The organism is Devosia crocina, assembly GCF_900116545.1.
Taxonomy (GTDB): domain Bacteria; phylum Pseudomonadota; class Alphaproteobacteria; order Rhizobiales; family Devosiaceae; genus Devosia; species Devosia crocina.
In genome coordinates, this window is sequence record NZ_FPCK01000001.1 from 1,826,676 (window position 1) to 1,841,825 (window position 15,150).

Below are 15,150 nucleotides of genomic sequence, written 5' to 3' on the forward strand. Positions count from 1 at the left end.
AGGCAAGCAGTAGCCAATCGGCGGCGCTGACGCCAGACCGTGGACCTGAAGTTTCTGCGATTTTATGCTTTATGTTAGTCCCGAGCCATCTGAGGAGGTGCACATGTCGAAAACTGAGGATCTCGACGGAGTCTTCAAGCGGATAGAGGCTCTGGCCGATACTAGGAGACTCGAGAGCGTTGCACGATCAACCAGCTATGGAACGCCTGCTCTCAAGGTGGGGGATCGAGCATTCGTTCGATTGCTCGATAGCGACACGCTAGTGCTTCAGTGTCCTCTTGAACAGAAGGTCCTCCTTATGGAAATTTCGCCCGACATTTACTACGAAACCGATCACTATATAGGTCATGAAGCCTTGCTGATGCGGTTGTCCGCGGTTTCCGATGAAGAGTTGAGCCTCAGGCTCGAGGATGCCTGGCGCTTCAAAGGGCCCGGCAACTTGGCGGAAGAAAAAACTTAGGACGTGTGTCGACGGGGCGCATTCCGATACGTCAAAGAGGCGAACACGCTACCGGAGGCAACATTGCTCGATACCGCTCGACTAGCTTGCTCCTGCGGCAAGTTTCATCTCGAAGTGCTCGGCGCCCCGTTTATCACGACGGAGTGCCACTGCAATTCCTGCCGACAAGCGGCGACACGGATGCGCACGACTCCCACCATGGTCAGTACAAATGGCGGCACGCCCTTTGTACTCTATCGCAAGGACCGCGTCCGGTTTCCGGACGGATTGTCTCTTCTACGCGGCTACCGTCTCAGCGAAACGGCGCCGACGCGCCGCGTTGTTACAAGCTGCTGCAATAGTCCGGTATTATTGGAGTTCGCCGGAGCGCACTGGTTGAGCCTATATGCCAGCTTTTGGCCAGCGGACACCCGTCCCGCTGTTGAGATCAGAACAATGACGAGCGACCTTCCTCCCGGCACGGAGTTGGACGATAGTTTGCCTGCCGGTCGACGGACCACCTTAGGCTTCTACGTCAGATTGCTCGGCGCCTGGATCGCCATGGGCTTTAAGAGCCCCAAGATCCAAATCGCTGAAGAAGTTGCCGAGTGAAACTCATCCCCGCTCGCCGGTGTTACGCCATGAGCAACGGAGGCGAGAATGGACGACCTGTGGGCTCTCGAACGCCGGCTATGGCTTGAAGGCGCGGATGCCTATTCGGACCTCATGGCCGATGCATGCGTGATGATCTTCGGACCGATGGGAATCATGCAGCGCGCGGCGATTCTCGAAAGCTTGCAGCAGGCTCCGCGCTGGACCACAGTGTCGTTCCATGAAGAAACCATAGCGTCGAACATCAAAACGGCGGTGCTTGCCTATCGGACTACCGCGTCGCGGTATGGCGCAAAGGAATATAGCGCGCTTTGCTGCTCGACCTATGTGCAGGACGGTGGAGGCTGGAAAATACTGGCGCACCAGCAAACGCCACTCTGAAGCGAAAACAAAAAAGCTGCCCGAAGGCAGCTTTTTGTGTGTCATCCACTAGATGACTGGTGCGGTCGAGAAGACTCGAACTTCCACGCCTTGCGGCACAGCGACCTCAACGCTGCGCGTCTACCAATTCCGCCACGACCGCACTGTGTGGTAGAAGCTTCGCGCCGAAGCGGCGAAGCGAGCGGGGATGTAGCAAAGGAGTTGGCGGACCACAAGCACCTAAATGGAGATTTCTTCAGAGGCCTGTGGAGAATGGAAACCTTTCGCGCTCTTGGACGGCGCAAGCGCTCAGCCCTGCTTGTACACTTTCTCGGTGACAAGCACGCGAAGCTGCCCGTCTTCCACATTCACCTCGCCACGGGCAATCAGTGTATGGTTGGCATAGATGGAAAGCGGATCGCTCTCGGTCTGTTCGAGCTCGATCACGGCTCCGCGGCCCATGCGCAGCAAATGATGGATGGGCATGACGGTCGCACCCAGTTCGACGGTGATATCGACTTCAATATTGTCCAGCGTGCTCATAGATAAGTTCTTAGACGGACCGCTGCGCAGGATGCCGGCGGGCTTCACAGGGTTAAGGATTGCTCAGGCTTGGTTATGGAAGTCTTAACGAGAGCGGACGAGGCGTGCCAAATTCGATCGAAGTTGCATCGCGAGGATGGCGAAGCGGTCGATTGGGTTCAGTTTGAAGGCAAGCAGGATTATCCGGCGATGCTGAGTGCCATGGAGCGGCAGGCAGCACTTGTCGCGGCAGGCGAGGCACCGGAAGCGGTCTGGTTACTCGAACACCCCCCGCTCTATACCGGAGGCACCTCGGCGCAGCCTCAGGACCTGATCAAAGCCCGGTTCCCTGTGTTCCCGGCTGGCCGGGGTGGTCAGTACACCTATCATGGCCCGGGACAGCGCATAGCCTATGTCATGCTGGATCTGACGAAGCGCGGGCGCGACATTCGCTGCCTCGTAAAAGGACTGGAACAATGGGTGATCGATACGCTCGAAGCCCACAACATCGTTGGTGAGCGCCGTGAAGGCCGAGTCGGCGTCTGGGTCAGGCGGCCGGAGAAGGGAACGGGGCGCGAAGACAAGATCGCGGCGATCGGCGTTCGCGTGCGAAAATGGGTGACCTTCCACGGCATCTCGCTCAATATCGCGCCAGATCTGACCCATTACGACGGCATCGTGCCCTGCGGCATTACCGATCAGGGGGTGACGAGTTTCGAGGATCTGGGCCAGCTCGTTCTCATGGAAGAGGTCGATTCTGTTTTGCGGTCCCGATTCGAAATCATCTTCGGACCCACCCAAACCGTTTCCAGCGCTCTTGCCACACCCATCTGAGCCCATAATTTGGCAGCATGATCGAATCGAGGATCCCGGCATGACCACGGATGACCTGAAACGCCTACTCACCCGCCAGACGCTGTTCCGGCTCGACGCTGTTCTGTCACCGAGGCTGGTGCCGATTCTCTATGCCCTTGGTTTAGCGGCGATCCTGCTATGGGCCATAAACCACTTCTTCTTCCGCTTCGGCATGGGCTTCGGCAATGGGCTATGGGGCTTGTTGGAAATCGTGGTCTTCGGGCTCACGGCTTTCTTTGCCCTGCGCATCGGGTGCGAAGCCCTGCTTGTATGGTTTCGGGCAAATGAGGCGACGGGAGCCACGGTTACCCGGCCCCGCTACTCTGCTTCGCTGCTCGATGAAGTGCGCGATGCCATTCGCGACCTCGCCGAGCGCGATGATGAAACCGATTATGCCGAAGCAGATAACTACTATTCTCCGGCAACCGATCTTCCACCCGATATGGCAGAGGAGGTCCGGCGAGAACCCTCGACAAGCGCTGGCGAGCCGTTCAAGCCGCGGCGCACCGCCAAGCGTACTCCACCTTCGTCAATCACATGAAAAGGCCGCCGGAGATTTCTCCGGCGGCCCTTCTCTCATTTCACTGCGGCAAGGCTTACTGCTTGTTGACGCTCCAGGCGCCTGGGCCAGCGAAGACGAGGTAGAGGAACACAAAGCAGAAGAGCACTGCAGCGTCACCGCCATTGTTGACCGGGAAGAAATTGGACGGAGCATGCGCCATCCAATAGGCCACTGCCATGGTGCCAGAGGCGACAAATGCCGCCGGGCGGGTGAAAAAGCCGATAGCGATCAGCACGCCGGTGATAATTTCAATGACGCCTGCGATCCACGGCATCGAGAAGGCTTCCGGAGCCCACTCAGCTGCGGGGAATCCAAGCAGCTTCTGGGTGCCATGGGCGAGAAACAGGAGCGCCGTGATGATACGCAGCACGGCGAGGGCCTGCGGCGCATAGGCGGAGAGACGATCGAACATTTTGAACTCCGGAGTGCTGCGCCATCTTGGCGCGGGAGCAAGACGCCTAACCCAGGTTATAAGCAGCTCAAAACGAACATTTAGGAACACACTGTTCGCTGAACCCGCTCTACACCCTGCCCTGCTTCCCATTTTGCGAAGGTCTGCTACCAATCATGTGAGGGGCAGTCACATTGCGTAACCGTCCAAGTTTCTGTATGACGCGCCATCCTTCCCACTTCCGGAATTTTGCACGCGCATGACTCAGGCGCCTAAAATCGGTTTAGTCAGCCTCGGCTGCCCCAAGGCGCTCGTTGACAGCGAGCGCATCATGACGACGCTGCGCGCGCAGGGCTATTCGTTCAGTCGCGACTATGCAGGCGCCGATATTGTCCTGGTCAACACGTGCGGCTTTCTGGACAGTGCCAAGCAGGAAAGCCTTGAGGCCATCGGAGAAGCGCTCAACGAGAATGGTCGCGTGATCGTTACCGGTTGCCTCGGCGTGGAGGAGAGCCTGATCCGCGAAACGCATCCCAATGTGCTCGCGATCACTGGCCCGCATCAATATGAGAGCGTCGTGACAGCTGTGCACGACCACCTGCCGCCAGTTCCGAACAGGTTCATGGATCTGGTGCCGGAAAGCGGCCTCAAGCTGACGCCGCGGCATTACGCCTATCTGAAGATTTCCGAAGGCTGCAACAATCGCTGCTCCTTCTGCATCATCCCGCAAATCCGCGGCGATCTTGCCTCGCGCCCGGCCGCCGGCATTCTATCGGAGGCTGAAGGTTTGATCCGTTCCGGGGTCAAGGAACTGCTGGTCATTTCCCAGGATACGAGCGCCTACGGCCTCGACCTGAAATATGCCACCTCGAAGTATCGCGGCCGCGAGGTAAAGGCCAAGTTCTACGACCTCGCCAAGGAACTGGGCGAACTCGGCGCCTGGGTGCGCCTTCACTACGTCTATCCCTACCCCCATGTCGACCCAGTTATGGAACTGATGGCGGAAGGCCTGGTGCTGCCCTATCTTGACATTCCTTTCCAGCACGCCTCGCCCAACGTGCTCAAGGCCATGCGCCGCCCGGCCCATCAGGAAAAAACGCTCAATCGCATTCTCGACTGGAAGCGCCAGGTCCCTGACCTGACCGTCCGCTCGAACTTCATCGTCGGCTTCCCGGGCGAGACCGAAGAAGATTTCGAGATGCTTCTCGACTTCATCGAGGAAGCCGAGATCGATCGTGCTGGCTGCTTCAAGTATGAGCCCGTGACTGGCGCCACCGCTAACGAACTCGACGGTGTGGTGCCCGATGAAGTCAAGGAAGAGCGCTTCGCCCAGCTTATGGAGGTGGCCCAGAACGTCTCCTTCCATCAGCTGCAGAAGAAGGTCGGCCGCACTATCGACGTCATCGTTGATGACGTTCGCCCAGAAGAAAATCGGGTTATCGCGCGCTCGAAGTGGGATGCGCCCGAGATAGATGGGCAGGTGATCGTCGACAATGCCGCCGGTATCAAGATCGGCGACATCGTTCCGGTTGTTGTCACCGACAACGACGAGTACGACCTTTTCGCCGTTCCGGCCGCGAACTGAGAACGGCGCATCGACTGGATCCCCGCGCATTGCGGGGATCATTTTGGCGGCGGCAGAATGAACCACGGCAATAAACAGCTTGGCCGGCAAAGGTCCGGCCTGGGCACGGCAGGTGGCGTGACTGCTGTTTGTATCTGGTCGCTGACCGCCCCGATCGTTGCCTCGGCAGTTGGCGTCAATCCATTTCTTTATGTCGGTCTTGGAGATGGCGTTGGCGCGCTCGTTTTCCTCCTCTTGTGGGTTGTGCGCAGACATAATCCCTTGCCGGAGTTGAGGCGTGTGCCTTTGTGGCTTTACGCCCTTGGCGTCATCGGCATCGGCGGACACAACTTGACCTGGGTTGCGGCCTTGCAGCAGGCTCCGCCGCTCGAGGCAACCCTTATCATCTACACCTGGCCGCTTCTCGTGGTGGTTCTGACCACGATAACCCTGGGCCAGAGATTTCGCTGGTTCCACGCCGTTGCGGGCGTTCTGGGCCTAGCGGGTATCGTAGCACTACTGCTCGGCAAGGGGCTGAGCGTTGGCACTTTCGAACTGATGCGGGGACATTTTTGGGCGGTGATCTCGGCTGTCACTTGGGCCGTCTTTTCTGCCATGGCCGCGCGTTACCCCTCCTCCAGCAGCAATTTTCTTGGCGTCATCTTCTTCATGAGTGCACTGATCAATGGCTCGATCTGGCTGATGATCGGTGCGCCCCCTGCCCCCACAACGAGCCTGCTGATCGTCGGCATCTCGTCGGTCGTGTTTGCACTCGCCTATGCGATGTGGGATTTCGGCATGAAGCAGGGCAATGCCCAGCTCGTCGGCGTCGTCAGCTTTCTCACGCCAGTCCTGACGGCAGTCTACTTGGTCGCGTTGGGAATGGCCGAGTTGACGCCTTATCTCTTCTTCTCGCTTACCCTTGTCGTTTTCGGCATAGCCATCGCCAAGTATGGCGACAGGCTGCAGTTGCCACAGAAGGCATCAGCCTACTTTCGAAACAAAATCGCGCCGTGATCGTCCCCGGCGCAATTGCGTTGCGCCTCCCTCGATTGGGATGAATTAGTCATCCCGCAGAAGCATTTAGTGCTTTACCGCAGCGTCCGGCGCGTCGCATCACCGTGTCACACCGCCTCGCTTTCACGGGATACAGCGTCACATGAACAAGCTTCTCATTTCGGCTGCGGCAGCGCTTGCCCTTGCCAGCACGCCTGTCCTCGCACAGCCTACCGACATTCTCAACGCGTCCTACGACATCGCTCGCGAGCTGTTCGAAGCGGAAAACGCCGCCTATGCCGCCACCGGCGCCACGGTGACCATCAACCAATCCCATGCCGGATCTTCCGCCCAGGCCCGCGCGATTCTGGAAGGCCTTCAGGCAGATGTGGTGACGTTCAACCAGGTGACTGATGTGCAGCGCCTCGTCGAAGGCGGCTATGTGTCCGAAGATTGGTCCAGCGACTTCCCGCACAATGCGGCACCCTTCTATTCCTTCCCCTCCTTCCTTGTGCGCGCCGGAAATCCCAAGGGCATTTCCGATTGGGGTGATCTTGCCCAAGAGGGCGTGCAGGTGATCTTCCCAAATCCCAAGACTTCGGGGAATGGCCGCTATACCTATCTTGCGGCACGCGCCTGGGCGACGGAGGAGTATGCAGGCGACGAAGCCCAGATCGAAGAATTCCTCACCAAGCTTTTCGCCAATGTGCCGGTGTTCGAAACCGGCGGCCGCGCCGCCACCACCGCCTTCACCGAACGCCAGTTGGGCGACGTGCTTGTGACATTCGAAGCCGAGACGCTTGCCGTCGTCGAGTTGATGGGCCCGGACAATTACGAAGCCATCGTCCCATCCGTCAGCTTCCTCTCCGAGTTTCCGGTCGCGATCGTAGACCGCGTGGTCGATGCCCGCGGTAGCCGTGAAATCGCAAAAGCCTATCTTGATTTCCTCTTTTCCCCCGAAGGCCAGGAAGTGGCTGCAGCCAACTTCCATCGCCCGCAGGACGAAACAGTGGCCGCGGCTCATGCCGGCACCTTCCCCGAAATCCGCCTTGTGACCGTCGATGACGCCTTTGGCGGCTGGGATCAGGTCGGAAGCGAGCACTTCGCCGATGGCGGGTTGCTCGATCGGGTCTTCGTCAACCAGTAGGTTCCGGACACAGTCGACTAAAGCGGCGCGATCTCCATCGCGCCGCCTTCTATTTCGGGGGACCTATGGCACAACATCGCAGCAAGCATCTGCTGCCCGGTTTCGGGCTGTCGATGGGCCTGTCGCTTTTCTATCTCACACTGATCGTGCTTCTGCCCATTGCCGCCATGCTGCTCAAGGTCGCCGGAATGGGTTGGCCCGAGTTCTGGCGCATCATCAGTTCCAACCGCGCCTTAAGCGCCTACCGCGTTACCTTTTCCTCCGCGCTTTTCGCAACAGCGATAAACGGCGTTATCGGGCTGCTACTCGCCTGGGTTCTGACACGCTATCGCTTCCCTGGAAGGCGCCTGCTGGATGCCCTCGTCGATCTGCCTTTTGCGCTTCCCACAGCCGTTGCGGGTCTCGTGCTCGTCACGCTGTTCGATGCCAGTGGCTGGTATGGTCAGTTGCTCGAGCCCGCGGGCATCAGGGTCAGCTACACCCAGCTCGGCATCATCGCCGCCATGGCCTTCACCTCCGTTCCCTTCGTCGTGCGCTCTGTACAGCCGGTGCTCGAAGAGGTTGAGACGGACCTCGAAAGCGCGGCCATGACATTGGGCGCCTCGCGCTGGCAGGTTTTTACCCGCATAATCTGGCCCGCCATTCTTCCGGCTTTCATCGGCGGGTGCGTGATCTCGTTCGCGCGGTCGCTGGGTGAGTTCGGCGCAGTCGTGTTCATCGCCGGCAATTTGCCGGGCGTCACCGAAATCGTTTCGCTGCTGATCTTCATTCGCCTCGACGAGTACAATTATGAAGCGGCTGCGGCCCTCGCCTTTGTGCTCTTGGTGGTCGCCCTGCTCACCCTGTTAGCCAGCAATGCCCTTGCGGCCTGGCAGGTACGCTATGTGGATCGGAAAAGCTGATGGATGCTCAGACACCCCGGAGCGTTGGCGCGAATCTGCTGATTGCACTTGCCTTCCTTTTTGCCGGTATGTTGCTCGTGGTACCGCTGGTTCTGATCTTTTCGATCGCTTTGCGCGATGGCGTCGGCGCCTATCTCAACGCGATACTGGAGCCTGCCACGCTTCATGCTGTGTTTCTCACGGTCACCACTGCGATCATCGTTGTACCGATCAACATGGTTGTGGGCGCCGCCCTTGCCTGGCTCGTGACGCGTTTTCGGTTCCGTGGACGAAACCTGCTTGTCTCGTTCATTGAACTGCCAGCCGCGGTCAGCCCGATCGTTGCCGGTGTGGTCTATCTTTTCCTCTACGGCAATCAGGGCCTGCTCGGTCCTTTGTTGCAGTGGGCCGGGGTGCAGGTGATGTTCACGCCCCTTGCCATCGTTCTCGTCAGCCTTTTCGTGACCGCTCCTTACGTGGCGCGCGAGCTCATCCCGCTGATGCAGCAGCAGGGCACCGAAGACGAAGAAGCAGCCCTCTCGCTCGGGGCCACGGGCTGGCAGATGTTCTGGCATGTAACGCTTCCCAATATCCGCTGGGGCCTGGTTTATGGCGCAGTGCTCACCAATGCCCGGGTGATGGGCGAATTCGGGGCCGTCTCGGTCGTTTCGGGCTCGATCAGAGGTCAGACCAACACACTGCCCCTGCAGATCAATCTCCTGTTCAACGACTTCAATATCGCCGGCGCCTTTGCCGCCGCGTCGACACTTGCCCTGATCGCTGTGCTGACCCTGCTGCTCAAATCCCTGCTCGAGGCTTGGGAGCGTCGCTAGACTCGAAGGCGAAAAAAGCTTGAGCCTGGCAACCGACACGCCTAGAGCGATAGCCAGGACATCGCTCATGCACACAACTCACACGATCACCCTGCCCAAGCGGGCGCCTCTCGTTCTTGGGGGGCGAGCGCGCGTCATGGGTATTCTCAATGTTACCCCCGACAGTTTCTCCGATGGCGGGCGACACAACAGCATCGATGCTGCGGTCGCTCATGCCCTGAAAATGGTGCAGGACGGCGCTGATATCATCGATATCGGTGGCGAGAGCACCCGGCCCGGATCACAGCTCGTCAGCGTGCAGGACGAGCTTGACCGCGTGATTCCGGCGATCGATGCAATTCGCGCTTCTGGCATAGAAGTGCCGATTTCCGTCGATACCTACAAGCCCCTCGTGGCCGATCAGGCCATCCAGGCTGGCGCCGACATCATCAACGATGTCAACGGTCTTCACGGCGCTCCGGAAATGGCCGAAATCGCTGCGCTTTATGGCGTTCCGGTCATCGCCATGCACTGGGACGGGGACTGGGTGGCCGACACGGCGCCAATCCCGGCGATGATCTCGTATTTCGAGAGAACGCTGGCGACGGCCGAAGCTGCAGGGCTGCAGCGCAGCCAAATCATTCTCGATCCAGGCTTTGGGTTCAAGAAGAGGCTTTCGCAAAATTACCAGATCCTGCGGCAGCTTGCCGACCTCAAGTCCGCTTTCTCCGAACAGCCGCTTCTTGTCGGCACGTCTCGCAAATCCATGATCGGCAAGCTGCTCGACAACCTGCCTGAAGAGCGGCTTGCCGGCACCTTGGCTACCACTGTGCAAGGTTATGAGCGTGGCGGACACATCTTTCGGGTCCACGATGTCGCCGCTAATCAGGATGCGCTACGCGTTGCCCAAGCAACCCTTTACGGGCCTAACAGCGAGAACCAGTCATGACCGCACCCTTCTCGGGCGACAGGATTATCCTTCGCGATCTCGGTTTTTACGGCTTTCACGGCCTGTTTGCCGAAGAAGCCAAGCTCGGACAGCGATTTTTCATTGATCTCGAATGCGGTGTGGACCTTACGGCATCAGGCGAGACCGACGCGATTGGTCACACTGTGTCATATGCCGATATCTACGATGTCGTGAAAGCGAGCTTCGAAGCCAAGCGTTGCAAGCTCATCGAAGCCTTAGGTCATAATATCGTGGCTGCGCTCTTCGAGCAATTCTCCGAAATATCCTGGATCGTCATCCGCATTCGCAAGCCGGAAGCGCCCATTGCCATGGTTCGTGGCGAGGCGGCTATCGAACTGCACCGGGCCAGGCCCTTGTGATGGCGCGGGCATGGCTTAGCCTTGGCGCCAATATCGGCGATCCGCCGGCGCAGCTCGCCGACGCGATCCTCCGGCTCGATACACAGCCTGCGATTAGCGTAACGAGGCAGTCGCGCGTCATCCTGACAAAGGCTTGGGGCAAAACCGACCAGCCGGACTTCGCCAACATGGCAGCAGAGATCGAGACCAGTCTCGGCCCCATTGACCTCCTTCATGTGGCGCTCGATACGGAGCGCGAGATGGGTCGTGTCCGACATGAGGTTTGGGGCCCCCGGGTGATCGACATCGATATCATCGCCTTCGAGCGGATCGAAATGCAGACCGGCCGCCTGACCTTGCCGCATCCTCATGCTCATGAACGTGACTTCGTGCTTGTGCCGTTGCGGGAGATAGCACCCGAGGTGGCGGAGTGGATCGTTGGTGGAGCGCGCGGTCTATACAAATAGCCGTGGTTCTAGGCGCCGCGGCTGCCTAGGTCCTCAAAGCCTCTACGACCGCAATTGCAGTATCGAATTCCACACGTCGCTTCGCTCGACGCTCCATGGCTTCCTCGTCTTCCCCCCAAAGCCGTATCTGGTGATCCTCGTCCACGTGAGCGGCTGTCCAGACCTCATCTGGTGTCATGAGCTTGTGCAGCAAAGCGAGGGCGAGAAGGCCAGAGCCCGTGAGACCCGTAATGGAGACGAGCGCAGTGAGCGAAAAAAGCCCCTGCCCTTCCAGTGCGGCATCGAGCTTGGTGAGCGTCGCAGCCGGCTGCGGCTGGTGGATGATGCCTATGGTGGGCTGGAACGCCACGTCGAATTGCCGTGCCAGCAAGACGAGCGCGCCATCCCAATGCCGCTCCTGGTCATCGACCAGCTCCTGCGGGGCATCGGCGCGATAGAGCAGTAGGTCGTTGGCGGCGAACTTGCCGATCTCGGCGCGGAAGGCCGGGATGTTTTCTTCGCCGCTTTCCACTGCCGAGTTAATCAGCCGCACCATGGGCATGGTTGTGGGATCGATGTGTTTGTCCTGCGCCGCCCACTCGGTCGCCATGGCCTGGGCAATGGGCAGAGCAGGCACGAATACGGGCAGCTTCCGGCCGGGCGTGCGAACGGGCCGACCATCGAGCGTGACCGTGAAACCCTGATCGGTGCGTGCGACATCGACACTGCTGTAAAAGCGTTTCGGCAGCTCGGTCTGATTGATGTGCTGCGCTTGGCCGAAGCCGAATTGCTGATTGTTCAGAGCGTCTTCAAGCTGATCGCGCATGTTATGATTCCAGTAGCTGTTTGATGGCTGCGGGGAGATCGGCATAACTGTCGATCAGCAGGTCGGCACCAGCGGCGGCCAATTCTTCGGGCTCATGATAACCCCAGGTCACCCCGATCGCTTTGACGCCTGCCGCCTTGCCCATCTCGATATCGAAGGTGGTGTCCCCGATCATGACCGTCTCGAGCTTTTCCGCGCCAGTTTCGCGCATGGCACGGTCGATCATGCCCGGATGCGGCTTGGAGGGATTGTGGTCGGGCGTCTGCAGCGTGGTGAAATGGCCGGCGATGCCGTGCAGTTTCGTAAGGCGATGAACGCCGTGCAGTCCTTTGCCGGTCGCAATGCCGAGGATGACGTCGGGCCAGGCTGCAAGGATGTCGAGCGCGTCCCGAGCCCCGGGGAACAGCCCCTCGCGGCCTTCGGCGGACACAAGCGAGGCACGATAGTGTTTGCGATAGTCGTCCGCCAGCTTCTCGGCCTGCAAACTCACTTCGCTGTCCCCGAGCAAACGCGCTATCGCGACAGGCAAGGACAGGCCTATGACGCGGCGCGCCTCTGCCGGGGTCGGCGGTTCAAGACCTGCTCCCGCAAAAGTTGAAGTCATATGTTCGGTGATGAGCGCCTCGGTGTCGATCAGCGTGCCATCCATGTCGAACATGATCAGCTTCATGCGTCGTCTTCCGGATCGGCGTTCTGCACGTCGTAGCGATCGGCATCAAAGCCAAGCGCATCCCAGCTTTCCCGCATATGCGGCGGCAGGGGCGCGGAGATATCGAGTCGCTTGCCGTTGCGCAGCGGCAAGGCAATGCGGCGGGCATGCAGGTGCAATCCCTCGCCAAGGCCCGGCGCCGCCATCCAGTTCTCGATGTTGAAATAGCGCGGATCTCCGATGATGGGCGTCCCGAGCTGCGCCATGTGGACTCGAAGCTGGTGCGTGCGGCCGGTGACGGGTTTGAGCGTGACCCAGGCAAAGCGCCGGCTGGCTGTCTCGGTGGTCGAATAATAACTGGACGAGTGAACAGCGCCGGGGGTGCCGTTTTTTACCACTACCATCTGCTCGCCGTCTTCGGTGGCACGCTTGGCAAGGAAGCAGGAAATCTCGCCTTGGCGAGGCGTGGGATTGCCGGCAACGAGAGCCCAGTAGATCTTGCGCGCGGAGCGGGACATGAAGATCTTGCCGAAATGGGTCGCAGCAGCGGCGGTCTTGGCGACGACGAGACAGCCGGAGGTGTCGCGATCGAGACGATGGACCAGGCGCGGCGCTTCGCCCTGCTTGTTCGGCAGGCTTTTCAGGAGACCGTCGAGGTGGCGCGTGGTGCCGCTGCCGCCCTGTACGGCGAGGCCATGGGGCTTGTTGAAGACATAGAGATCATCATCCTCATAGAGGATTATGTCCTTGAGAAATCTCACATCCTCCTGGTTGACCTTAACCGGTCGCACGGTGCCGGGGTCATCGATCGGCGGAATGCGGACGGTCTGGCCCTGGGCCAGGCGCGTGCTGGTTTCCACCTTGGCCTTATCGACGCGGACCTCGCCATTGCGGATCAGCTTTTGCAGACGGCCGAAGCCGAGCTGCGGAAAATGCCGGGCAAACCAGCGATCGAGGCGGATGCCGTCCTCGTCTGCGCTGACTTCCCGATGTTGAACGCCACTCATGCGGGGCTGCCTCTGGTTATCAAAAGGCCGAGATATAGGCCTACGAGGCAAACTACAACCGACAAGGCGACATAGGCGATGGCCGAAAGCAGTTGGCCTCGCTGGAGAAGAACGATCGTGTCGAGCGAGAAGGCGGAAAAGGTGGTGAAGCCGCCCAGCAGACCCACGGCCACCAGGAGCCGCAGCTCGTTTTGTGCGGCGGGGATAAGTTTTGCCATAAGACCGACGAAGACGCCCATGGCGAATGAACCGATGACGTTGGCCAGCAGCGTTGCGAGAGGAAAATCCCCAGACCAGAAGCGGCCGACCAGCAGGGCGAGACCATAGCGCGCGATGGCGCCGATCGCGCCGCCAGCGCCGACAAGAAGGAAGCTGTTCATGCTGTCGACGCCCTCTCAACAGAATAGCAAACCAGTGGGTGCTTGAGGATTACTCCTCCAGATCCTTGGCAGAACTCGCCTTTTCGGCGCGGAGGCGCGCGAAATAGTCCATTCGCTTGCGCAGATCGCGTTCGAAACCCCGCTCGACGGGATGGTAGAAATCCTGTCGACCGAGCTTTTCCGGGAAGTATTCCTGGCCGGAAAAAGCTTCTGGTGTATCGTGATCATAGATGTAGCCGCTTCCGTAGCCTTCGCCCTTCATCATCTTGGTGGGGGCGTTGAGGATAACCTTGGGCGGCATGGGCGAACCGGTTGATTTCGCGAGAGAAATCGCGGCTTTGAAGGCGGTATAGACGGCATTCGACTTGGGCGCGAGGGCGAGATAAACGACGACCTGCGCAAGGGAGAGTTCGCCCTCGGGGGAACCGAGCATCTGATAGGCATCGCGGCCTGCAATGGCGAGGGGAAGCGCCTGCGGATCGGCATTGCCGATGTCCTCAGAAGCCATACGAATCAAGCGTCTAGCCAGGAAAAGCGGATCCTCGCCCGCATCGATCATGCGGGCGAAATAGTAGAGCGCAGCGTCTGGATCGGAACCGCGGATGGTCTTGTGGAGGGCCGAAATCAGGTTGTAATGACCGTCCTGCGCTTTGTCGTAAATTGGCGCTCGACGCTGCACAACTGTTAGCAAATTGCTAGCATCAAGCGTCTCGTTTTCGCGAACCGTTGTCACGACTTCCTCCACGAGCCCCAGAAGTGCGCGACCATCCCCATCGGCGAGACTCAGGAGAGTCTGACGCGCCTCCGAAGTCAGTGGCAGGGCCGAGCCGAGAAGAGTTTCGGCGCGCTCGAGGAGAAGTTCGAGATCGGGCTGCGCCAGCGATTCGAACCGCAGAACCTGACTGCGCGACAAAAGCGCGGCATTGAGTTCAAAGGAAGGGTTTTCCGTGGTCGCGCCGACGAGGACCACCGTGCCGTCTTCCATGACCGGCAGAAAGCTATCCTGCTGGGCCCGGTTGAACCGGTGGATCTCATCAACAAAGAGCAGCGTGCGGTGACCGGAGAGACGCTCGAAGCGAGCTTTTTCAAACACCTTCTTGAGATCGGCAACTCCGGAGAAGATGGCCGAGATCTGCTCGAACCGGTAGCCGATGCGGTCGGCGAGCAAACGCGCAACCGTGGTCTTGCCAGTGCCCGGAGGTCCCCAGAGGATGAGCGAACCGAGGCGGCCAGAGGACAGCATGCGGGTCAATGTGCCATCGGAGCCGAGCAAATGCGTCTGGCCGATGACCTCATCGAGGGTGCGGGGGCGCAACTGGTCGGCCAGCGGGCGGGCCTTATCGGTTTCGGAAGGGTTGGCAGCAAAGAGGTCGGACATGGGAGATGATTAGCA

General features: G+C 59.6%; 20 protein-coding genes and 1 tRNA gene. 13 read left to right on the forward strand and 8 right to left on the reverse strand.

Features of this window, described 5'->3' with window-relative positions:
- Positions 1-103 precede the first annotated feature (103 nt).
- The 3 genes from BM364_RS08815 to BM364_RS08825 all read left to right on the forward strand — a co-directional run bounded on the left by BM364_RS08815 (position 104) and on the right by BM364_RS08825 (position 1,432).
- Positions 104-460 carry an MmcQ/YjbR family DNA-binding protein gene (locus BM364_RS08815; RefSeq protein WP_139232552.1) on the forward strand — a complete coding sequence of 119 codons (357 nt, stop codon included), beginning with the start codon at positions 104-106 and terminating at the stop codon, positions 458-460.
- Between the two features lie 63 nt (positions 461-523).
- Positions 524-1,051 carry a GFA family protein gene (locus BM364_RS08820; RefSeq protein ID WP_092424027.1) on the forward strand — a complete coding sequence of 176 codons (528 nt, stop codon included), beginning with the start codon at positions 524-526 and terminating at the stop codon, positions 1,049-1,051.
- Between the two features lie 48 nt (positions 1,052-1,099).
- Entirely contained in the window at positions 1,100-1,432 is a 333-nt protein-coding gene (locus BM364_RS08825) for a nuclear transport factor 2 family protein (protein WP_092423401.1), read from the forward strand.
- A 57-nt stretch (positions 1,433-1,489) separates the two neighbouring features.
- On the opposite strand, the gene BM364_RS08830 is transcribed toward BM364_RS08825, so the two are convergent.
- Positions 1,490-1,574 (reverse strand) — tRNA-Leu (locus BM364_RS08830).
- 146 nt (positions 1,575-1,720) lie between these two features.
- The gene (locus BM364_RS08835) at positions 1,721-1,954 is read right to left on the reverse strand and encodes a FliM/FliN family flagellar motor switch protein (RefSeq protein WP_092423403.1); all 234 of its coding nucleotides are present in this window, start codon (positions 1,952-1,954) and stop codon (positions 1,721-1,723) included.
- A gap of 75 nt (positions 1,955-2,029) precedes the next feature.
- Here BM364_RS08835 and lipB point away from each other — a divergent pair, with 75 nt between their 5' ends.
- Complete coding sequence (gene lipB, locus BM364_RS08840; protein ID WP_092423405.1) at positions 2,030-2,767, forward strand: lipoyl(octanoyl) transferase LipB; 738 nt, start codon at positions 2,030-2,032, stop codon at positions 2,765-2,767.
- A gap of 40 nt (positions 2,768-2,807) precedes the next feature.
- Positions 2,808-3,329, forward strand: coding sequence for a DUF4282 domain-containing protein (locus tag BM364_RS08845; RefSeq protein WP_092423407.1), 522 nt, complete (start codon positions 2,808-2,810; stop codon positions 3,327-3,329).
- Between the two features lie 55 nt (positions 3,330-3,384).
- Here BM364_RS08845 and BM364_RS08850 read toward each other — a convergent pair whose 3' ends face one another.
- Positions 3,385-3,762 (reverse strand): DoxX family protein, encoded by a 378-nt coding sequence (locus tag BM364_RS08850; protein WP_092423409.1) that lies wholly within the window; start codon positions 3,760-3,762, stop codon positions 3,385-3,387.
- A gap of 238 nt (positions 3,763-4,000) precedes the next feature.
- Between BM364_RS08850 and rimO the strand changes: the two genes are divergently transcribed.
- From rimO to folK, 8 genes are all read left to right on the forward strand, one after another.
- Positions 4,001-5,326, forward strand: a complete 1,326-nt coding sequence (rimO, locus tag BM364_RS08855) for a 30S ribosomal protein S12 methylthiotransferase RimO (RefSeq protein ID WP_092423411.1) — start codon at positions 4,001-4,003, stop codon at positions 5,324-5,326.
- Positions 5,327-5,383: 57 nt separating this feature from the next.
- The gene (locus tag BM364_RS08860; protein ID WP_092423413.1) at positions 5,384-6,322 is read left to right on the forward strand and encodes a DMT family transporter; all 939 of its coding nucleotides are present in this window, start codon (positions 5,384-5,386) and stop codon (positions 6,320-6,322) included.
- A 142-nt stretch (positions 6,323-6,464) separates the two neighbouring features.
- On the forward strand, positions 6,465-7,448 hold the full coding sequence (locus tag BM364_RS08865) for a sulfate ABC transporter substrate-binding protein (RefSeq protein ID WP_092423415.1): 984 nt from the start codon (positions 6,465-6,467) through the stop codon (positions 7,446-7,448).
- Between the two features lie 65 nt (positions 7,449-7,513).
- Entirely contained in the window at positions 7,514-8,350 is an 837-nt protein-coding gene (gene cysT, locus BM364_RS08870; protein ID WP_092423417.1) for a sulfate ABC transporter permease subunit CysT, read from the forward strand.
- Positions 8,350-9,162, forward strand: a complete 813-nt coding sequence (gene cysW, locus BM364_RS08875) for a sulfate ABC transporter permease subunit CysW (protein WP_092423418.1) — start codon at positions 8,350-8,352, stop codon at positions 9,160-9,162. The genes cysT and cysW overlap by 1 nt, the downstream gene beginning before the upstream one ends.
- 67 nt (positions 9,163-9,229) lie before the next feature.
- The gene (gene folP, locus BM364_RS08880; RefSeq protein WP_092423420.1) at positions 9,230-10,090 is read left to right on the forward strand and encodes a dihydropteroate synthase; all 861 of its coding nucleotides are present in this window, start codon (positions 9,230-9,232) and stop codon (positions 10,088-10,090) included.
- The gene (gene folB, locus BM364_RS08885) at positions 10,087-10,470 is read left to right on the forward strand and encodes a dihydroneopterin aldolase (protein WP_092423422.1); all 384 of its coding nucleotides are present in this window, start codon (positions 10,087-10,089) and stop codon (positions 10,468-10,470) included. Before folP ends, folB begins: the two co-directional genes overlap by 4 nt.
- Positions 10,470-10,916 carry a 2-amino-4-hydroxy-6-hydroxymethyldihydropteridine diphosphokinase gene (gene folK, locus BM364_RS08890; protein WP_092423423.1) on the forward strand — a complete coding sequence of 149 codons (447 nt, stop codon included), beginning with the start codon at positions 10,470-10,472 and terminating at the stop codon, positions 10,914-10,916. The genes folB and folK overlap by 1 nt, the downstream gene beginning before the upstream one ends.
- Before the next feature lie 25 nt (positions 10,917-10,941).
- On the opposite strand, the gene BM364_RS08895 is transcribed toward folK, so the two are convergent.
- Genes BM364_RS08895 through BM364_RS08915 form a run of 5 tightly spaced genes read right to left on the reverse strand, consistent with a single transcriptional unit; the run spans position 10,942 to position 15,135 of the window.
- Positions 10,942-11,721, reverse strand: a complete 780-nt coding sequence (locus BM364_RS08895) for an ATP12 family chaperone protein (RefSeq protein WP_175528527.1) — start codon at positions 11,719-11,721, stop codon at positions 10,942-10,944.
- Position 11,722: 1 nt separating this feature from the next.
- The gene (locus tag BM364_RS08900) at positions 11,723-12,391 is read right to left on the reverse strand and encodes an HAD-IA family hydrolase (RefSeq protein WP_092423427.1); all 669 of its coding nucleotides are present in this window, start codon (positions 12,389-12,391) and stop codon (positions 11,723-11,725) included.
- Positions 12,388-13,377: an RluA family pseudouridine synthase gene (locus BM364_RS08905; RefSeq protein WP_092423429.1), complete on the reverse strand. Its 990-nt coding sequence runs from the start codon at positions 13,375-13,377 to the stop codon at positions 12,388-12,390. The genes BM364_RS08900 and BM364_RS08905 overlap by 4 nt, the downstream gene beginning before the upstream one ends.
- Entirely contained in the window at positions 13,374-13,757 is a 384-nt protein-coding gene (crcB, locus tag BM364_RS08910) for a fluoride efflux transporter CrcB (RefSeq protein ID WP_092423431.1), read from the reverse strand. The genes BM364_RS08905 and crcB overlap by 4 nt, the downstream gene beginning before the upstream one ends.
- Positions 13,758-13,806: 49 nt before the next feature.
- On the reverse strand, positions 13,807-15,135 hold the full coding sequence (locus BM364_RS08915) for a replication-associated recombination protein A (protein WP_092423433.1): 1,329 nt from the start codon (positions 15,133-15,135) through the stop codon (positions 13,807-13,809).
- Positions 15,136-15,150 lie beyond the last annotated feature (15 nt).